At 50.9% G+C, this 18,769-nt stretch carries 15 protein-coding genes; 10 read left to right on the top strand and 5 right to left on the bottom strand.

Features of this window, described 5'->3' with window-relative positions; all coding sequences use genetic code 11:
• The first annotated feature begins 323 nt into the window (after positions 1-323).
• Positions 324-587: a DUF202 domain-containing protein gene (locus IX84_RS09840; RefSeq protein ID WP_044219507.1), complete on the top strand. Its 264-nt coding sequence runs from the start codon at positions 324-326 to the stop codon at positions 585-587.
• A gap of 225 nt (positions 588-812) precedes the next feature.
• Here IX84_RS09840 and IX84_RS09835 read toward each other — a convergent pair whose 3' ends face one another.
• Positions 813-1,559, bottom strand: coding sequence for a hypothetical protein (locus IX84_RS09835; protein WP_044219506.1), 747 nt, complete (start codon positions 1,557-1,559; stop codon positions 813-815).
• A 467-nt stretch (positions 1,560-2,026) separates the two neighbouring features.
• Between IX84_RS09835 and IX84_RS09830 the strand changes: the two genes are divergently transcribed.
• Positions 2,027-3,163: a DUF4407 domain-containing protein gene (locus tag IX84_RS09830; protein WP_044219504.1), complete on the top strand. Its 1,137-nt coding sequence runs from the start codon at positions 2,027-2,029 to the stop codon at positions 3,161-3,163.
• Positions 3,164-3,166: 3 nt separating this feature from the next.
• Here the strand turns inward: IX84_RS09830 and IX84_RS09825 are convergent, their stop codons facing one another.
• Positions 3,167-5,029 carry a patatin-like phospholipase family protein gene (locus IX84_RS09825; RefSeq protein ID WP_044219502.1) on the bottom strand — a complete coding sequence of 621 codons (1,863 nt, stop codon included), beginning with the start codon at positions 5,027-5,029 and terminating at the stop codon, positions 3,167-3,169.
• A 372-nt stretch (positions 5,030-5,401) separates the two neighbouring features.
• Between IX84_RS09825 and IX84_RS09820 the strand changes: the two genes are divergently transcribed.
• Together IX84_RS09820 and IX84_RS09815 are read left to right on the top strand one after the other, a co-directional pair.
• The gene (locus tag IX84_RS09820; protein WP_044219499.1) at positions 5,402-5,911 is read left to right on the top strand and encodes a hypothetical protein; all 510 of its coding nucleotides are present in this window, start codon (positions 5,402-5,404) and stop codon (positions 5,909-5,911) included.
• A gap of 167 nt (positions 5,912-6,078) precedes the next feature.
• Positions 6,079-8,067: a GAF domain-containing hybrid sensor histidine kinase/response regulator gene (locus IX84_RS09815; protein ID WP_052515908.1), complete on the top strand. Its 1,989-nt coding sequence runs from the start codon at positions 6,079-6,081 to the stop codon at positions 8,065-8,067.
• Positions 8,068-8,080: 13 nt separating this feature from the next.
• Here the strand turns inward: IX84_RS09815 and IX84_RS09810 are convergent, their stop codons facing one another.
• Both IX84_RS09810 and IX84_RS09805 read right to left on the bottom strand, forming a co-directional pair.
• Positions 8,081-8,929 carry a universal stress protein gene (locus IX84_RS09810; RefSeq protein ID WP_044219496.1) on the bottom strand — a complete coding sequence of 283 codons (849 nt, stop codon included), beginning with the start codon at positions 8,927-8,929 and terminating at the stop codon, positions 8,081-8,083.
• 140 nt (positions 8,930-9,069) lie between these two features.
• Positions 9,070-9,312: a thioredoxin family protein gene (locus IX84_RS09805; protein ID WP_044219493.1), complete on the bottom strand. Its 243-nt coding sequence runs from the start codon at positions 9,310-9,312 to the stop codon at positions 9,070-9,072.
• 302 nt (positions 9,313-9,614) lie between these two features.
• Between IX84_RS09805 and IX84_RS09800 the strand changes: the two genes are divergently transcribed.
• The gene (locus IX84_RS09800) at positions 9,615-10,415 is read left to right on the top strand and encodes a hypothetical protein (protein ID WP_044219491.1); all 801 of its coding nucleotides are present in this window, start codon (positions 9,615-9,617) and stop codon (positions 10,413-10,415) included.
• 220 nt (positions 10,416-10,635) lie between these two features.
• On the opposite strand, the gene IX84_RS09795 is transcribed toward IX84_RS09800, so the two are convergent.
• Positions 10,636-11,235: an SPOR domain-containing protein gene (locus IX84_RS09795; protein ID WP_044219489.1), complete on the bottom strand. Its 600-nt coding sequence runs from the start codon at positions 11,233-11,235 to the stop codon at positions 10,636-10,638.
• A gap of 545 nt (positions 11,236-11,780) precedes the next feature.
• Between IX84_RS09795 and IX84_RS33905 the strand changes: the two genes are divergently transcribed.
• From IX84_RS33905 to IX84_RS09775, 5 genes are all read left to right on the top strand, one after another.
• Positions 11,781-12,050: a hypothetical protein gene (locus tag IX84_RS33905; RefSeq protein WP_202965230.1), complete on the top strand. Its 270-nt coding sequence runs from the start codon at positions 11,781-11,783 to the stop codon at positions 12,048-12,050.
• The gene (locus tag IX84_RS09790; RefSeq protein WP_202965229.1) at positions 12,047-12,712 is read left to right on the top strand and encodes a hypothetical protein; all 666 of its coding nucleotides are present in this window, start codon (positions 12,047-12,049) and stop codon (positions 12,710-12,712) included. Before IX84_RS33905 ends, IX84_RS09790 begins: the two co-directional genes overlap by 4 nt.
• A complete protein-coding gene (locus IX84_RS09785) occupies positions 12,709-13,884 on the top strand; it encodes an adenylosuccinate synthetase (protein ID WP_052515907.1) in 1,176 nt (391 codons plus the stop codon). Before IX84_RS09790 ends, IX84_RS09785 begins: the two co-directional genes overlap by 4 nt.
• A gap of 31 nt (positions 13,885-13,915) precedes the next feature.
• Positions 13,916-14,425 carry a hypothetical protein gene (locus IX84_RS09780; protein WP_044219486.1) on the top strand — a complete coding sequence of 170 codons (510 nt, stop codon included), beginning with the start codon at positions 13,916-13,918 and terminating at the stop codon, positions 14,423-14,425.
• Positions 14,426-14,633: 208 nt separating this feature from the next.
• Positions 14,634-18,731 (top strand): hybrid sensor histidine kinase/response regulator transcription factor, encoded by a 4,098-nt coding sequence (locus IX84_RS09775; RefSeq protein WP_081968687.1) that lies wholly within the window; start codon positions 14,634-14,636, stop codon positions 18,729-18,731.
• The last annotated feature ends 38 nt before the right edge of the window (positions 18,732-18,769 follow it).

Below are 18,769 nucleotides of genomic sequence, written 5' to 3'. Positions count from 1 at the left end.
TATTCAGATTGATGAATGCAAAACGTGGTTTTAATTTTCAGCAGGGAAAAGGAAAGGGTAAGCAAAGCTACACCCCGGATGGGTTATATGTTGAGTATACGCCCCTATGGGCGACGTGGGAAGCGTCGACGAGCACCTGCCGGGAATGTCCGCAGGAATAATGGTGAAATGATAATATTTGCTACGTCGTGTTGCATTTAGACATGCAAGCTATAGGAGATTTCAAGAAAATGCAAAATTTGCCCGGAAAAAATTAAAATTTGCCCTTTTGTGATCTAGTGCATTGAAGGAAAACAGCCAAAGCCAGAAATTTGCAGCAAAAAATGAGTCAAAAGGCACCCTTGATTACCCGAGATGTTTTGGCCATAGAGCGCACAAGGCTGGCCAATGAGCGTACTTTTCTGGCCTACTTCCGTACTGCGGTAGTTTTCCTAAGTGCAGGGTTCGCTATACTTGAGATGTCAGCGCTGGAAGAAATCCGGCCTCTTGGATGGTTCCTCCTATGCTTGTCCCCTATAATTCTGGCTGTAGGTATTGGGCGGTTGGTCTACATCCGCGCGCACATCAAAAAATACTATCAGTTGTGACAGTGCAGTTGCTTTTTACCGGCACAACCACTATATTTGAAGTACCAAACTACTTTTTAAGGAACAAAAACCTCTGTGGCTGAAAGGCTACAGGGGTTTTGTTTTTGATTTTCAGTCTTTCAAAAGGCGATGATTCATCGGGTGCAGATAAACAAAAAGCCACACCCGGCAACTCCGGATGCAGCTTTTTTATCAGCAAGTCGGTAAAATTCTGATTGAAGTGCTTTATTCCTCAACGTAGTTTTTAGGCAGCTCGCCGGAAGCGCTTACCCACTCCTGCAGCGCGTAGGCAAATCCCCGGCCGGAATGTTCTACCTTAGCCAGCAGCCCTTTCTTATTGGCCAGTTTATGCAGGCTCGCGTTAAGCTTGGTCTTGATCTGAGCAGCTCCCAGCTTGATCTCAGGATTTGCCACCCCGATTTTTGTCAGTTCAGAAGTGGTCAGGACTTTGCCTTTGTCTTTAATGCTTTTCAATACAAAGTCATCCCATTCTGACAAACGATAGCCCGGGACATGCTCATTGGCAGGTGTCTCTTTTGCGGTTTGGCTGGCCTTTTCTTTAGCGGCCTTCGGTTGGGTTTCTGTAGTTGCTTTCTTTTTGCTTTTGGAGCCAGGCGGGCGGCCAGGCCCCTTTCCCTTTCCTTTTGTTTTGCTAGTGGCGGCAGGTTTGGCATCCTTTTTCTCTGTGGTTTTCTTATTCTTAGCCCCTTTTGGACGACCGCGCCCTTTAGTCTTAGGAGCAGCAGCTTTCTCTTCTTTTTCCTTTTTGGGAGCTGCCTCTACTTCCGGTACGTTCACAGTGGCTGTAGAAATTTCCAGCCCAAGCGCTGTTTCCGCTTCGGACAGATAGCCTTCCAGTTCGCTGACCATAGCCTGCGTTTTGACCACCTGATACTGCAGTTTCCTCAAATCGGAATTAAACTTATTAATTAAATCCCTTAGTTCTAAAGGGGATAGCTTTTGAAATTCCATTTTTTGTTTTTTATTTCGTTCTCAATTAAAATGCAAAACTAATCAAAACGTTTATTTTACTGCCTTTTTTCTATTAAATTTCAAAATAAGAAAAACAAGATCAGTATACAACAATGAAGCAATGGAAGGCATTCTAAGTATTGATTTTAACATTGAAGCCTAATTCGTTTTTTTGAATTTTAAATTTACAACATGACTGCCTCTCAGCATATCAAAATACAGAGTACCTTAACAATGACCCGAAAGCTTAACCCCAAGCCACAGGCTTAATACCAATTCCGGTTTTTGAAGCTTAGCAAACCATTCACCCGCCCACCAATGAGGAAGATAAAGAGATTTCAGGCCTGTACATCTTAAAGTCATCCAGCGTTGATCGAAAAAAATGGAGAATTTACCGTGCATAGTGTAAGATTGGGGCATCACAGGGCGTTAATTGCCTGTTGTTCAAACCAAAACACCCGACCACCATGTCAAAGACCAAGGAGTTCCTGCTATATTGCTCCGGAGCAGATACCTCAATTCTCGAAAAATGCCCTTCCGACGAAAATAAATTTATCGGTATTGGCGGCACTGTACTCTTCACCGGCTTGCTGGCATTTTTCTCTGCCGGCTATGCTGTCTATACTGTTTTCGACAATTATTTCTTTGCTTTCGTATTCGGCCTGATCTGGGGGCTGATGATTTTCAACCTCGACCGGTACATCGTAGCCAGTATGAAGAAGCGCGGGACGTTCTGGAAGGACTTCGCTATTGCCTTCCCCCGCCTGCTGATGGCGGTATTGCTTGCGCTGGTCATTTCCAAGCCTTTGGAGCTGAAAATCTTTGAAAAGGAAATTAACGCCGAATTGCTGGTAATGGAACAGGAGGTATTTAAAGACCAGGAAGCTACCATACAGAGCCGATATCAGTCGTCCATCCAAAGCCACCTCGACCGCATACAGGGCCTGCAAGCCGAAATCCACACCCAGGCTTCCATCCGCGACACGCTCGCCCTAATGGCCCTGAGAGAAGCAGATGGCACCGGTGGGTCCGGCAACAAAAACCTGGGCCCTATTTACCGCGCTAAAAAGGCCGATGCGGATAAAGCAGAAGCCGAGCTGCAAACGATCAGAATGCGGGTATTGCCCCTTATCGCTGAACAGGAATCAGCAGTGAATGAGCTGGACAGCCTGATGAAAGCGGACATCGCCGGACTGGAGCGGGGCGCTTACGGAGGCATGGCGGCACGTATGGAAGCGCTGCACCGGCTAGGCTCGGAAAGCGACGCCATCTACTGGGCCAGTATTTTCATCATGCTTCTCTTTATAGCCGTTGAAACAGCCCCTATTTTTGTAAAACTCATCTCACCGCGCAGCCCCTATGACTACCTGCTGTACAACTATGAGCATGAGTTCGAAATGGACAACCTGGAAAAAGTGAGCCTGCGCAATAACGCCATGAGGAACAAAGTGAAGTTCGATACCGAAACCAGCATTTACCGGACGCAGCAAGAGATCAAAATCGAAAAAGAACTGACCAATACCTACCTGCGCCGCAGGAAAGAAGCCATCGAGCAAACGCCCGTGGAGTGGGAGCAACCTCCATTCCTCAGAGAAGCAAGTTGATGCTTAGTCAATTGCCTGCAGCCCTTTCAGCACATCTTCCGGCAAAGCCTCGAGCACTTCCTTACCGTGACGATACCCTTCGTCCCGAATATGCTCATAGGCTTTCCAGGAGGCGAACCCAAACTTCTGCACATTGGGATTGAAGTGGATATCAAGGTACTGAATCGTCTCTTTGCGCCGGGCTGTGCTGTACAAGAGCGAGGACTTGGTGATGATGCTGGTCATGGAAGGCATTTTGTACTTTCTCTTTTTTCTTCGGAACTTATCCCGCAGCAACTCCCAGGAGCTCGGGGTTTCATCAAAGTCCAGGGTGTAATTTTTATCCGCAAGGAAGTCTACCCCAATAACGGAGCCCGCGCCCATTTTGCGCATTACATCCACAGGGAAGTTGTTGAAGTTGCCCCCGTCAACCAGGAGGTCATCCCCTAATGGAACAGGTGGAAAAACGCCAGGTACCGCCCCTGATGCGGTAAGCAGCTTCACGGCAGAACCACGGGTAAAGACTTCTTCCCGGGCTTTACTGAGATTGCTCACTACAACGTGCAGCGGTATCCAGGAATCAGCCAGGTCAACATCCGGATGGCCAGTCAGGCATTCAATAGCCCGGCTGATCATATCCCGGAACCGCTTCCCTTTAATCAGGGAGACCAGTGGCAAGACATTCAGGTCTTTGGTCGGGTTGTACGCGGCTGCCCCTTTCAGGCATTTATCGGTCTGTTCGTAAGTAGTGTCAAAAGAAATCACAGCCGCCAGCATAGCACCCGCACTCGTGCCGCCTACGATATCGACCGGCACGTCCTTTTCCAGAAGGGCCCGGTACACACCGATATGTGCAAAGCCTTTGGCACCCCCACCTGCCAGGGTCAGCCCGATGGCATTGCCGCACAAACTCCGTACTAAGCGGGGAATATCGCGTGGATTGTCCTGCCGGATGTGAAAATGACGGTGCAGCCACGGGCGCTGATCAAGCCAGTTTACAGTTCCTCTTGGAAAGGGCGCGCCTGCCGGATGTTGCAGGACCAGTATTTTGGGGGCCATCCCTGCTGAGAAGGCCGTTTCCAGTTCCATCTCCAGAGGCGTTAGTGCAGGCCCGGCAGTAAAGGGCGCCCAAAGCAGCACCTGATCTGCCTGCCGCATGCAGCGGAGTATCCACTCTTTCTGATCCGGCCGGCCGGTAAAGATCAGGAAGTCGTGAGCTGATTCCTGCTCTTCCAACCAGTGGCTTACCCGTTCGGAGGCCAGACCTGCAGAGCGATTCTGCATTGTCTCCGAGCTGTAGGGAACATCGGCTTCTGTTAATACCCTAACGCTACCAGCTTCCTGAAGGGCACCTTGCAGCGCTTTGAAGTATTGCTTAAAATCTTCGTTTTGATCCTGAGCGAGCAACAACATAGTGGCCGGGCGTTTCACCTGATGTTGCCCGGCATCATCCCTGCGCAGCCGCTTAATGATGCGTTTGGTAATGCGGTGCCCTAACTGTGGAAAATGCTGAAGGGCCTGAAAGTAAGCCTCCGCAGAGATTTTGATCAGGACGCTGTCCCTTATCGCCATCACACTGGCCATGCGGGGCTCCTCGGAGTGAACGGCAATTTCCCCCACGACCTCTCCCCTTGCTACCTCGCCCAGTACTTCAGATGGGTTGCCCTCTCCGGCAGACCGGCGCAGCGCAAGCAACCGCCCCCGCACGAGAAAGTATACAGCATCTCCCTGATCACCTTCTTCAAAAAGATAATCGCTACCATGCAGCTTGATCCATTGGATGTGAGGCAAAAGAAAATCGAGCAGCGCTTCGTCGAATTCACCGAATATTTCACCCAGGCCTTTATGCAGCAGGTGTTTATCATCCTTTTTTACAGTAGAAAACATAAGCCATCAATTTTAGTCACACGCAATCAATAATCCACAACCTGTAGCATGCACTACAGGAAGGACCCTCCCTGCACCGCTCTGGCACAGACAGCTCCGAATTTTCAAGGGGATATTGGTCTGACAAAAATCGATTAGGCCCTGAAAGGGAAGCGTTATTATCACTTTTTCTGGCCTTTAAGGCGCTTGAACGCAGCCACAATATAATTGTTTTTTTGGTAAACGCTAAAACACCCGGCCTCATGGTTTCAAACCATCTGCCAACGGCTACTCTGCCTGAGGCTCGATAGCAAAAGTTAAAAACTAGCCCTGATTTTAACTTCCTACCCCCGGTGGGGAGTATCTTTGACGGGAACAACCAAAACAAAACGTATGGATTTAAGTCAGGTTGCTGCCCAGGTTTTACGGCAGGCGGAATACTACCTCCCCCACCTGACCTCCCGGCAATACACCGAACAGCCACAACTGTTGCAGGGCAGCTCCGTGGGGCAACATACCCGCCATTTTATTGAGTTTTTTGAATGCCTGATTGAGCAAAGCCAGCAACCTGCCGGAGAAATTGACTACAGCAAACGACGGCGCTCACCCGAAGTGGAAACCCAGCCTGGCAAAGCCCTTCAAAAAATCGAGTCGGTCTGCACACAACTTTCACTGCTGGAAGCGCCTCAACCGCTACGGCTGCAATGCAATGACCTGCAACATATTGCAGAATCCAGTACCATACCCACTACCCTGGAACGTGAGCTGGTCTACAATATCGAGCACACCATCCACCACCTGGCCATTATCAAAATTGGCCTTGCGTTGGTAGCCCCTGAGCTTATCCTCCCGGAAGCATTTGGCACCGCTCCTTCAACGATGGCTTTCAGGGCAATGCGATAGCTCTTTTCTTTTTACCGCACAACGACTACGCCAAACTTTGTCGGACATTTAAAGGCTAATTTACTTATATTGACGTTAATATCGGCTGGCTTTAACCCTCCCCGTCAACAAATTGAGCTGTTGATGTGTAAAATAGTAAGACCAGCCCGAGCAAATGCACAACCTTTATGTCGCAAAGCCTACCTATTCCACCTAATGAGGAAGAACGCCTCAAAGCACTGGCATCCTACCAGATTATGGACACCCTTGCTGAAAAGGAATTCGACAACCTCACCCGTATTGCCTCCCATATTTTTGATGCGCCTATTGCACTAATCACCCTGCTGGACGACAAGAGGCAGTGGTTCAAATCTAAAATAGGACTCGAAGCAGAAGGCACCCCCCGGGAAGTTTCCTTTTGCCAGTACGCTATAGTAGATGGAAAGACACTTATCGTCAACGATGCTCACGAAGATGAGCGCTTTGAGGACAATCCTCTCGTCACCGGCAACCCCAACATCCGGTTTTATGCCGGGCACCCTATTACAAATGAACAGGGGCACAGCCTGGGCACGCTCTGCGTAATTGATGACAAGCCCCGCTCTGCCACACCAGAACAAATTGAATTGCTCAGGGGGCTGGCAGAAACTGCTATGAGCCTTATCGCATGCAGAAAGATCAATTACCGCCTGGAAATCTACAAGCGCTTCTTTGATGAGTCGCTAAACCTGATGTGCATCGTGGATATGCAGGGCATCTGCAGAGAGATTAACCCCTTTTTCATGAAAAAGCTGGGCTGGGAACAATCCGAACTTCTTTCCAGGCCTCTTATGGACTTTTTCCACCCGGACGATCAGGAGCGGGCTTATGCACAACTGGAAAAACTCAACGAGGGCGAGCCAGCCGTGGAGTTTGAAAACCGCCTGCGCAAAAAAGACGGGTCTTACATTTGGGTACAGTGGAACTGTCAGCCTGACCCCGCCGCCGGGCAGATGTTTGCCATTGCCTACGACATTACGCCCCTCAAAGAGAAAAACGCAGCCCTTCACGAAGCTATCCACCACAAGGACATCTTCCTTTCCAATATGAGCCATGAAATCAGGACACCGATGAACGCGATCATTGGGTTTTCGGACCTGATGGAGCGGACTGAACTCGGCCCCACACAGCGGGAATACCTGGACGCCATCTCCGTGGCCGGCAATAACCTGCTGGCAATCATCAACGATATTCTTGACCTTTCGAAAATTGAAGCTGGTAAAATTGACCTGGAATCCAAGCCAATGGAGCTGAAAAAAGTCATACAGGATGCCATCAAGCTCAGCCAGTCCAGGGCGGAAGAAAAAGGACTCCGCCTGAGGGCCAGCCTGGACATGAATGCACCGGAATACATCATGGGCGACCCCACCCGCCTGCATCAAATTCTGGTGAACCTCATTTCCAATGCCGTCAAGTTCACAAACGAAGGGTCTGTAACGGTAGATGTCGAAGTCAAAGACCGGGATGAAGAACATGCAGGCCTGTGTTTTAAGGTTTCCGATACCGGCATAGGTATTTCGGAAGAAGACCAGGAGCGTATTTTCAACCGGTTTGAACAGGCGCGGCAGCCCAAAGAAGTGCTCTTTGGAGGGACCGGGCTGGGCCTTAGCATTGTAAAAATGCTGGTGGAGCTACACGGCGGCCACATTGAGGTAGAAAGCCAGCTGGGCGAGGGAACCACATTTTCCTGCTACCTGCGCTTACCCATTGCCCAATCTCCTGAAAAACCTAAAGCAACCAACGTGGATACCAACTCACCCCTGAAGCTTTCCGGCGTACGGATATTACTGGCGGAAGACAATAAGCTCAACCAGAAACTCGGCTCCTTTGCCCTGAAAAACAACGGCGCCATCGTGGAATTTGCGGAAGACGGAGAAGCTGCCGTCGAAATGGCCCAAAAGCAGGCGTACGACATCATACTGATGGACCTGCAGATGCCGAAAATGAACGGCTATGAAGCGACCCGGCAGATTAGAAAAATGCTGAAGACCACTACCTCAATCATTGCCTGTACAGCGCACTCCCTGGTTGGAGAACGAATGAAATGCATTGAGGCAGGAATGAACGATTACATTTCAAAGCCCTACACAGAAGCTGTCCTCGTAGAGGCCATTCAGAAAGCCCTTCGTGAAAAGTAGTGCCGTGCCGGTATTATCCCAGAATGTGGGACGGGATAGACAACAGCGGCATGTTGCAGTGGTACGACATTTCCTTAGCGTGGCTGTACCGGAGCAGTTCCTGGAAGAAGTTGCGCTTATGCGTGACCATCACCAGCACGTCTACCGAATGGGTCTCCATGTACCTGGTCAGCCCCTCCCGGATATCCGTGCTCTCGATTACCTCAAAAGTTGTATTGTCGTAAGCGGGTAGTTTCCCCTTAAACTGATCCATCTCGTGGCGGTAGTCTTCGGCGTGGGACAAGTCTACATTCACACAGTGTATTTTGGCGTTGAATGGCCGGCAGATTTCCACTACTTTCTGGAAGGCTTCCACCTCCTCGTCCTGATAATTCACAGCAAAAGCAATATCATCAATCTCTCCGTCAAACGCTGCCTTTTCAGGAATAGCGAGTACCGGGCAATTGGCATTTTCCAGTACTTCCCCTGCCACACTGCCCATGAAGATTTCTTTCAGCCCCCTTGCACCTGTGGTCCCCATCACGATCATTTCCACTTGTTCCTCATCCGCCACCTTCAGGACGGTTTCCACTGTCCGGCCAGGCTTAAGCAGATGCTGTACGCTAAGAGCGCCAAAGCCCTCCCGCTGTTGAATATTACGCAAAATCGGAATAGAATCCTTGAAATTCTCAAACTCATCCAGGTCATAGCTTTCGTAAAACTCAGAAAGGGTATGGGGCAGGCCTCCACCTCTGACCTCCGGCTTCTGATACACATGGAGGGTAATCAGTTCAGCTTCCATGTTTTTGGCCAGGTGCAATGCATAAATAAAAGCACGCTCTGCAGCTACAGAAAGGTCAGTGGGAAAAAGTATCTTTTTCATGGTAAGTTGGTTTCTTTTGCTTAGAGCTCAACCAGGAAACCCGGGCATGGCCCTTTAGGACTACATATAGAAGTACGAACCGAAAATTAGTGAATTTCGGAAAGTTGAATGCGATAAATGCGGGAAATTTTGAGATTACTTTAAATCCTGAGTAAAGATTTGATTTCTTCTACTTCCAGAACCCTGCCGCTCGCTACCACCTGCTCTCCAATTTGCAATGCCGGAATAGCCGTGATACCCAGGTCCATCATCTCCTGAATATCAGAAACTTCCTCTATGCTCACCTCCAGGCCCAACTCTTTTGCGGCCCTTTGCATATTAGCATGCAGATTGCGCGAAAGGTTGCAACCAAGCCCAAAAAGTCGTATTTCTGTATTCGTCATGGCGTTCAATTTGCCTGAGCAGGTAGATTCATGGAATTCGTAAGTAAACCGGGCCGCAGTACGTAAATGAATTCCGTACAGCTTATTTCACGGTTCAAAATTGCAGTAATACCTTTGTTATTCTATTGACATTTGTCAGCCCCCTTTCTGATTTTTCTCAAAAAAGGGGCTACCTTGAGGTATACTGTCAACGATACGATAAATAAAATACCTTACCGATTAGTTCTGGTTTATGGAAGTGACTTTTATCACCCTGCTGTATTTTGCAGCGTTCCTGCGCCCAGCCAAAAGACTATATTTACATGCTTAGATACTTTCTACCCCTATCCTTTCTACTTTTGAGCACTGCGATCTGTTTTGCTCAAGATAAAGAAACCCTGCGCCAGCTGCCTCCGGAAGCTGTTCAGCTTTATCCCACTTTGGAGGATATGGAAGGCTACGCGGTCGGACAGTACAAAGATTACCTGCTCATCTTTGGGGGAAGTATTCGTTCCAAAATATCAGATAACAATTACCAGGATTTCCCCAATCTTGATATTCTGCTCATTGATTTTAATGAAAACCGGGCCAGTGCCTATACCAACGGCAGCTATGAGGGCAGCCTTGGAGAACAGATCAGCGCCACGGGGCTATCTTATTACCAAAATGATGGCCTACTCTATCTGCTGGGGGGCTATGGCTACAGCGAAACGCACAATCAGTTTATCACCTTCCCCTACATTACCGTTATCAACGTGAAGCAAACCGTCCTGTCACTCCTCAATGGCATGGACCCGGTCGCCAGTTTTTACCAGCTTTGCGACGACCGCATGGCTGTTTTTGATGCTGAAATGGACTATAACGGTGATGAGTTTTTCCTCATGAATGGCAAATTCGCGTATAAACTGCGCCCATTCGCTGACAACCCGCGTTATGTGGAGGAAAAATACAATGAAGAGATCCGCACCTTTAAAATCAGTAAAGACGGGGCAGAATGGCACCTGGAGCATTTTGAGACCTGGTACGACCTTGAAGCCTTTCGGGAGCAGTATGGCACTCTTATTCCGGAACGCATCGAGCAACAGCTGCAACAGCTGCAACAGTCCAGAAACCTTAGCCAGTGACAATAGTCACTCTTCGCGCTGAGGGAAGTCATTTAGCTGGCCTGAAAACCCCTTTACATTTGTAGTGTAAGCAAAAGAATTGATAGAGATCGATTCAAAGCTAACATGGTCAATTGGGTGTTCAATCATTTTTGCCGGAGTAGCGTAAGTTTTTTGAGACGAAACGATCAACCGGCTATACAGCCGCACTGTCGAATTTTTCAGTGCGGCTGTTTTTTTCCTATTTCTGCTTCACATAAGCTTCCACCCCTTTACCGGAAAGCTCCGACTTTAGAGCCTGGGCACTAGCAAGCCCATCAAAGCGGTCAACTAACGCCACCGCATAACGCCCCCGGTCGAAAAGCTCTACAGAAGCGTTGGCGTACCCCATCCCTTTCAGTTTGCTGACCATCTCTTCGGCATTATTCCGGTATTTAAATGTGCCGGCCAGCACCATATATTGCCCACTGGCGACAGAACTGAAATCCGGTTTTATACGGCCGTCTTTTGCAGGGCCCCGGCTGGAGGATGTCTGCAGATCGCTGTCTGCATCCTCGTAGGCAGGTTCATCACCTTCTGTTATGGCTTGATCGCCTTCACCTGTATTGTCAACGGCCGCCCCGCCTTCATCATAGTAGCCATCATCAAAGGTGGCTATCGTATCTTCCGGATAGTACTCCTCTTCTGCGTATTCGTCCTCTGGATCCGAAACCATTTGATCTGCAGTAGCCGGGGCTTCCGGACTGCTCCCCAGCAAATTGGTGGTCATGTAGATCAGGTAGACGAGCGCAGCTACGCATACAGCAACAATAGCAATGGTCACATAATCGAGTCTTGACATAGTGGAGTTGGTGTTGTTTGGTGATGAAAATAGGTAAATTTTACTAACTACTGTTAAATCTGTGCATAAGCTCAACTTTTAACAGCTAACATGCAATATCTAAACGCTCTAATGGGTTAATGTTCCCGTCTGTTATCTACAGCAACAACGCTTCCCCTAGTAAAATTTTAATCTCCCAAAAAAACAGTCTTAATCCGGAATACCTGCACGCTTTTGAATGGAAGCCTGCATGTGGCATCTGTTTGACTTGATGCCGTCATCAATGCCTTTGACCAAATACCAGAGGCTGATAACCCTTAAAGTATCCTAAAAACCGATTGATTCCCCATTCCCTGACCGGGGCCGGCTTTGTGCTGGCCCTGGTTTTTTATTTTTTTCACCCCTTAGTTTTACTTTTAAACTAAGAGTGCGTAAACTTGTAGTGCGATAGATAGTTTACAAACAAAACTAAGCTTGTTTTTACTGAGGTCAGACTACCTTGTAAAAGCCAGGCAGGCTATTGCCCCCGGGGATTTTTTATTCTCAAATCCTAAAATTTAAACAAGATGGGTTACGCAAGATGGTCGAGTGATGCCTACCAGCATCTCCGGGCAAGTTATGCCAACAAGTCAAGAAACGATATTTTTCAGGCCAACCGCCACCGGCGGATGAATGCCGCTGTGAACCCCTACGGGATTCGCGTCCGGGAAAGCCGGGATTCGCAACGGCACCCTAATTCCTTAGCCATTGGTGTTTTCCTCGATGTGACGGGCTCGATGGGCCGTATGGCCGTATACCGGAGCAGCTCGTGCGTTACAAACTGGGCGCGCTTATGAATACGCTAATTGCCCACGGCGTTAAGAGCCCACATATTATGTTCTCTGCCATTGGCGACCACCTCTCTGATCAGGCTCCTCTGCAGGCCGGGCAGTTTGAGGCAGGAGCGGATGAGCTGAGCGACGGGCTGTCCAAACTTTGGCTGGAAGGCGGCGGGGGCGGCCAAATTCAGGAGTCCTACCTCCTCGCCTGGCTACTGGCGGGCCGGCATACCTCCATCGACTGCTTTGAAAAGCGGGGGCAGAAAGGTTTCCTCTTTACTGTAGGGGACGAAGCCAGCTGGGAACGGCTCTCGCCTGAGCAGGTACAGCGCATCATGGGATACTGCCCCCAGCATACGCTCGATGCGTCTACGCTGTTGCGGGAAGCCCAACGAATGTATCATGTTTTCCACATTCACATCAACGAAACCAGCTACCGCAATCACCCCGAAGTGATCGGCTTCTGGAAAAGCCTGCTGGGGGAGCGCGCCCTGATACTGAATGACCACAATGCTCTGGCCGAGCTCATCGCCGCCACAGTAGCTATAATCAGTAGGCACCCATTTGAGCAAACGATGGCGGGCTTCGAGCCAGCCGCCGCACAACAGGTATCTCAGGCGTTAGCTCCGGGTACAGGCTGGAACAAGCGCTCTTCTAACACTACAATCCTTCCATTATGAGCACACAGATTGTCATTGGGCTGGGCTACGGCGACGAAGGCAAGGGCCTGGCCACCGATTATCTGAGCCGCCGGGCGGCGCACCCCGTTGTGGTGCGCTTCTCGGGCGGCCATCAGGCAGGGCACACGGTAGTAGGCCCCAAAGGGGAGCGGCATGTATTTTCGGGCATTGGCGCGGGCACTTTTCAGGGTGCGCCCACCTTTTGGAGCCGGTACTGCACCTTTTCGCCTCCGGCTCTGCTGAACGAGCATCAGTCGCTATCGAAGCTGGGCTATCTGCCCCGTATTTTTGTGGATACGCTGTGCCCGGTCACCACGCCTTACGATATCGCATACAATCAGCTGCTGGAGCGCAGTCAGCGACATGGCAGTTGCGGAGTGGGCTTTGGGGCTACCATTGCGCGGCATTCGGAAACGCCCTGCCGGCTCTTTGCGCAGGACCTTGCATTCCCGGCAGTCGTGCAGCAAAAACTTAAAGCCATTGAGCAGTACTACGTGCGCAAAGCCAATGGGCTGTTGGCGGCAGAAAACTGGAAAGAGGAGGTCATGGCGTGGCAGGAACAGTTGCCGGCCGTGCTTAAGCGTATCCACCTCACCTCAGAATCCCGGTTTTTTGAGCGGTACGAAGGAGCCAATTTTATTTTTGAGGGCAGTCAGGGTATTCTGCTGGACATGGAGCACGGTTTTTTTCCGAATGTTACCCGGGCGCACACCACCTCCCGCAATGCACAGGCCATTATTAGGCGTAACGGGCTGCCAGAGCCGGAAGTGTTTTGCATCACCCGGGCTTACCAGACCCGGCATGGCAATGGTTTTCTGAGCAATGAAGGCATTCCTGCGGACCTGGTTCTCAACCCCAAAGAGACCAATCAGGAAAACGAGTGGCAGGGCCAGCTGCGCTACGGCACGCTGGATGTGGACCTCTTGCGCTATGCCCTGCAGTCTGAGGCCAACTACTCCGCCGGGCAAAAACGGCACCTGTTCCTCACCTGCCTCGACCAGTTGCAAGGGCCCCTGCAGGCTACCCTTGGCGGCAAACGGCATACTTATCAGACACCGGACTTAATCGCCCGCCTCCTCCCAGGCATTACCGGCATAGTTTACCAGAGCTACTCCGATGACGGGCAGCAGGTCAAAGGCGCTACTTTTACGGCAAAGGCCATAGGCAAATAGTTATCTTTACGCGGACCATAATCCGCAACCTATGACACTAAGAGAATTTTTTGACGTACTGACCAACGATCCGACCTATGTACTGGTTTACCTGTCCATCATACCGGTCATGGCCTTTGTGGCCGGGCTGACGGGACAGGACAAAGGCCACGAAGCACCGTGGAAATACCTTTACTCCACGCTGATTTACTTCATTTGTGTGCCGGGGATTTTTTCCATCACCGTCTCGGTCTATCAGTTTCTGTTTGAGCGGCGCAGCATTTGGGACGCGGATGTATTTGTGCAGGTCCTGCCCATTATTTCCATGGTCGTCACCCTGCTTATCATCCGGCGCAACGTCAACCTCGACTACATCCCGGGCTTCGACAAGCTGGGCGGGCTGGTGATGATCATCGCCTCCACGCTCATCATCATGTGGTTCATAGACCGGATGCGGATTATTGTATTTTCGTACCTGCGCTTTGAGTATGTTATCTTTTTCTTTGTTGGCCTGCTACTGGTCATCCGGTTTGGGTGGAAGCGGGCGTTTGGGAGTGCCTGAGCCTATGGCATTACACCCCCGGACAACAGTCCTCTTTATCATGAAAATGGTTAAATTAGTAGTGGGGCAAAAATAAAATGCACAACTTTTTAAAGCTTTTGCTCCAACATCTTTCAAAACCCGCCCTTTGGTTGGTTTTATACGACGTTGGAACAAAACCAGTTGTGCATTTCATTTTTCGAGTAGCCCTCAGGAAGGTAAAGCCAATATGATGATTAGGGACCTGCCGGTATTGCTGTACACTGCCATTTGTCTGGCTGCCATGGCCGGGCTTAGCAACAAGGCTTCCGCCCAGTTGGGGGGCCCCAGGTTTATCAACTATGGTGTAGGCGAAGGGTTATCGCAGAGCACGGTCCTTTCGGCCTACCAGGACAACTATGGCTTCCTCTGGCTGGGCACCCGGGACGGGCTCAACCGTTTTGACGGGTATGCTTTCGAGGTATTCCGCCGGCGGCCCGCCGACAGCACTTCCCTGGCAAACAACGTCATCAATGACATCACCGGCGACTCTCTTGGTAATATCTGGATCGCCACTCAAGGTGGGGTAAGCCGGTACTTGATCAATCAGTCGGGGTTCCGGAACTACACGATCCCCAATCTCCCTCAGCAGGAGACCCGCTGCCTCTGGATTGACCCTCAACATCAGCTCTGGGCCGGGACGAATGATGGCCTCTTCCATTATAATCCGGTAACGGATGCCTTTGAGCAGCCCAATACCCCTCTGGTAAAAGCGGTGGGTGAACGCTACGTCACCAAAATCTTCACCGACGGGGAGGACAGGTTATGGGTGGGAACAACCAGCGGTTTATTCTGTCAGCTGCCAGATCAGCAAACCATCATTACTTATACTCCAAATGCCCAAAGACCAGCCCACCAAATCAGTAACGAGCGGGTGGAGGATATCATACAGGCCCCCGACGGCAAACTTTGGGTGGCCACCTACGGCGGGGGAGTATGCGCCTATGATCAGAAGGGCCAACTGACGACCCACTACGATGACCGCCCGGAATCAGAAGTACGCCTCTCCAATGCCTTTGTGCGCTGCCTCGAAGTCACCCCCGATCAAAAGCTGTGGATTGGTACCTTCCAGGGGCTCAACATCCTGGACACCCGGACGCTGTCTTTACAAAAAATTTTACAGGACAGCCGCTCCAGCAGTGGGCTGAGCCACGGCTCCGTACGTGCCCTGCTGCAAGACCGGAAAGGAGCGATTTGGGTGGGTACCTACTTTGGCGGAGTAGACTATTTCGATCCGGACAATCAGCGTTTTCAGCATTATACCCATCTGCCGGAATTGGATTACAGCCTGAGCTTCAATGTCGTCAGTGCTTTTGCCGAAGCCACAGACGGCAAATACTATGTAGCCACAGAAAGAGGCGGCCTCAACCTCTTTGACCCTCAAACCCGGCGGTTCCGTCGGCTGCGGGGCCAATCCGGGCATGAGCTCAGGAGCATGACAATCAAATCCCTCTATGCCGCTCCGGACGGGCAGCTATGGGTGGGCACCTTTAAAGGCGGGCTCCATGCCTATGATGCTAAAACCAACCGGTTTACCCCTCACTTTGGTGCCGAAACCTCACAACTCCCTGCACTTTCCGATGCCATTGTAAATGCCATTGCTCCGGCGGGCACCTATCTTTGGATTGGTACGGATAAACACGGCGGGCTGCATAAGTTTGACCCACAGTCCGGACAGTACGTAGATTATCCCATGCGTAAAGCATTGCATCAGCACCTGCTGAATGTAAACGTTAAAGCCATCCATGCCGATCAGCTGGGCAACCTCTGGCTGTCCACTTTTGGCCGTGGCCTGGTCCTGTTTAATGAACAAACCGGCCGCATCACTACTTTTGAGCACCTCCCCGGAGACCCTAACAGCCTGCCGCGCAATGATGTCACTCATGTGCTGGAAGACCAGCAGGGGCAAATCTGGGTAGCCACCAAAGGGGGAGGCATCTGCCGCTTTGACCGGCAACGCCAGCAGTTTCAAACCTTCGATACCCGGAATGGCTTGCAAAACAATACGGTACTGGGACTATTGCAGGACCAGCAGGGGCAAATCTGGGCCAGCACCATCAATGGTATTAGCCGCTGGGAAAATGAAAACCAGCGCTTCAGAAATTACAGCTACACCAACGGCTTCCCACTCGAAGAGCTTAACGAGGGTGCCTTTTTCACCGCTACCAACGGGCAGCTCTTTTTTGGCGGCAGCAACGGGTTTGTCACTTTCGACCCCGCCTCGCTGGCCGACAACACCTATGTCCCACCAGTATACCTGACGGCACTCAAGCTGTTCAATAAAGATGTAACTCCGGGCGATGATACCCGCTTACTGAACGTCAGTATGCTTCAAACTGATGAACTACAGCTGCGCTATTTTCAGTCCATCATTACCCTCGAATTTACAGCCCTCAACTTTTTGCGCCCGGAGCAGAACCGTTACCAATACAAGCTGGAAGGGCTGGAAGACGATTGGAACGAGGTCGGTAGCCAACGGTCGGCCACCTACACCAACCTCAAGGAAGGCACCTACACCTTCCTGCTCAAAGGGGCCAACAACGATGGGCTATGGAACCCGGAGCCCACTCAACTGAAGATCACCGTGGAAGCTCCGCCCTGGCGCACCTGGTGGGCTATACTACTGTACAGCCTGGTCATTCTGCTGGGCATCTACCTGCTCCGCTACCTCAGCCTGCGCAGTGCCCGACTTCGAAACGAGATCCGCATTAAGGAACTGGAAAAAGAAAAGCTGGAGGAAGTCCATCAGCTCAAGCTACAGTCCTTTACCGATGTCTCTCACGAATTCCGGACTCCTCTTACGCTTATTATCGACCCCCTTGAGCAGGTGCTGGAACAACACAAGGCTGAAGACTGGCTGGGGCGGCAATTAAACCTTATGCACTTCAATGCCCGCCGCCTGCTCCTGCTGGTCAATCAGGTGCTGGATATCAACGCCTTGGAGACCGGCAAAGTAGGGCTGCGAAAAGAGCCTGTCCCGCTTGGGCAAATGACCAAACACATCTGCGATACCTTTCGGGGGCAGGCCGCCAAGCATCAGCTTGAGCTCTATTTTGCAGATGAACTGCCGGAGGCCTGGTACGAAGCCGACAAAGACAAGCTCGAAAAAATCATTTATAACCTCATCTCCAATGCCATCAAATTCAATAAGCCGGGCGGGCAGGTGCGGGTGGCACTGTCGCAAAAACCAGATAACGGCAAGGTTCAACTGACCGTTGCCGATACGGGTCAGGGCATTGCTCCGGAAGTGCGCGAAAAAGTCTTCGAACGCTTCTACAAAAGCGAACAGACCAAAGGCACCGGTATTGGCTTATCGCTAACCAAGTCCCTGGTAGAGGCCATGGGCGGCTCCATCAGGCTCCAAAGCCAGCCGGATTCAGGTACGACTTTTACCCTGCTTCTCCCGCTTAAGCCCGTAGGGCAGTCGGACGAAAACGTAGCATCCGCTTTCGTGAAGCCGCTGCCGGTGGAGTACCAACTCAGCGTAGACGAGCCCAATGCCGCTCCGGAAAACACCAACAGCAGCAGCAAGCTTCACCTTCTCATTGTGGAAGACGACCCCGACCTGCGCCGTTACCTGCGGGACAACCTTTCGGGAGCTTACAAAATCACGACTGCCAAAAACGGGCGCAGCGGTTTAGAAAAAGCCCGTACCCACACCCCTGATTTCATCCTTTCTGACATCATGATGCCCGAAATGGACGGTATAGAGATGTGCCGGGCGCTGAAAACCGATCCCGAATACTGCCACATCCCTATCCTGCTGCTTACCGCAAAGGGAGAAGATACCGATCGTGTACACGCCCTGGAAACCGGTGCCGATGATTACCTGGCCAAGCCGTTCATCATGAGGGAACTGCGCAGCCGCATCCAAAACCGGCTCAAAATGCGCGACCTTCTGAGGCGACGCTACAGCCACGGGCCGGATTTACAAACCGAAGCGCTGCAGCTCAGCAGCTACGACGAGGAGCTGCTCCAACGGGTGCAGGCTGCCGTGGAAGCCCACCTTGATGACCCGGACTGGAGCGTGGAAGCATTAGCCGAGGCCGTCAACCTGAGCCGGGTACACCTCTACCGCAAGCTGAAGGGGCTGCTCGATGTATCTCCGAGTACCTTTATCCGCAACATCCGGTTGAAACATGCCGCCCAACTGCTTGCTCAGAACAAAGTCAATGTGAGCGAAGTCGCCTACCGCGTCGGATTTCAGGATCCTGCCTATTTTGGCAAAAGCTTTAAGAAACAGTACGGCCTCAGCCCCTCTCAGTACGCCAAACAAGCCGGGAAGTAACCCCATTACCTGCCTTTTGTAACGCTTTTACGCACACA

Origin of the sequence: Phaeodactylibacter xiamenensis (assembly GCF_000759025.1) — a bacterium.
Taxonomy (GTDB): domain Bacteria; phylum Bacteroidota; class Bacteroidia; order Chitinophagales; family Saprospiraceae; genus Phaeodactylibacter; species Phaeodactylibacter xiamenensis.
The sequence above is the reverse complement of the archived record's forward strand: the minus strand, read 5'-3'. Positions and strand labels throughout refer to the sequence as shown.

Bases quoted from the DNA above. Each gene is read 5' to 3' on its own strand.
- IX84_RS09840 (WP_044219507.1), top strand. From the start codon at position 324: ATGAGTCAAAAGGCACCCTTGATTACCCGAGATGTTTTGGCCATAGAG.
- IX84_RS09835 (WP_044219506.1), bottom strand. From the start codon at position 1,559: ATGGAATTTCAAAAGCTATCCCCTTTAGAACTAAGGGATTTAATTAAT.
- IX84_RS09830 (WP_044219504.1), top strand. From the start codon at position 2,027: ATGTCAAAGACCAAGGAGTTCCTGCTATATTGCTCCGGAGCAGATACC.
- IX84_RS09825 (WP_044219502.1), bottom strand. From the start codon at position 5,029: ATGTTTTCTACTGTAAAAAAGGATGATAAACACCTGCTGCATAAAGGC.
- IX84_RS09820 (WP_044219499.1), top strand. From the start codon at position 5,402: ATGGATTTAAGTCAGGTTGCTGCCCAGGTTTTACGGCAGGCGGAATAC.
- IX84_RS09815 (WP_052515908.1), top strand. From the start codon at position 6,079: ATGTCGCAAAGCCTACCTATTCCACCTAATGAGGAAGAACGCCTCAAA.
- IX84_RS09810 (WP_044219496.1), bottom strand. From the start codon at position 8,929: ATGAAAAAGATACTTTTTCCCACTGACCTTTCTGTAGCTGCAGAGCGT.
- IX84_RS09805 (WP_044219493.1), bottom strand. From the start codon at position 9,312: ATGACGAATACAGAAATACGACTTTTTGGGCTTGGTTGCAACCTTTCG.
- IX84_RS09800 (WP_044219491.1), top strand. From the start codon at position 9,615: ATGCTTAGATACTTTCTACCCCTATCCTTTCTACTTTTGAGCACTGCG.
- IX84_RS09795 (WP_044219489.1), bottom strand. From the start codon at position 11,235: ATGTCAAGACTCGATTATGTGACCATTGCTATTGTTGCTGTATGCGTA.
- IX84_RS33905 (WP_202965230.1), top strand. From the start codon at position 11,781: ATGGGTTACGCAAGATGGTCGAGTGATGCCTACCAGCATCTCCGGGCA.
- IX84_RS09790 (WP_202965229.1), top strand. From the start codon at position 12,047: ATGAATACGCTAATTGCCCACGGCGTTAAGAGCCCACATATTATGTTC.
- IX84_RS09785 (WP_052515907.1), top strand. From the start codon at position 12,709: ATGAGCACACAGATTGTCATTGGGCTGGGCTACGGCGACGAAGGCAAG.
- IX84_RS09780 (WP_044219486.1), top strand. From the start codon at position 13,916: ATGACACTAAGAGAATTTTTTGACGTACTGACCAACGATCCGACCTAT.
- IX84_RS09775 (WP_081968687.1), top strand. From the start codon at position 14,634: ATGATGATTAGGGACCTGCCGGTATTGCTGTACACTGCCATTTGTCTG.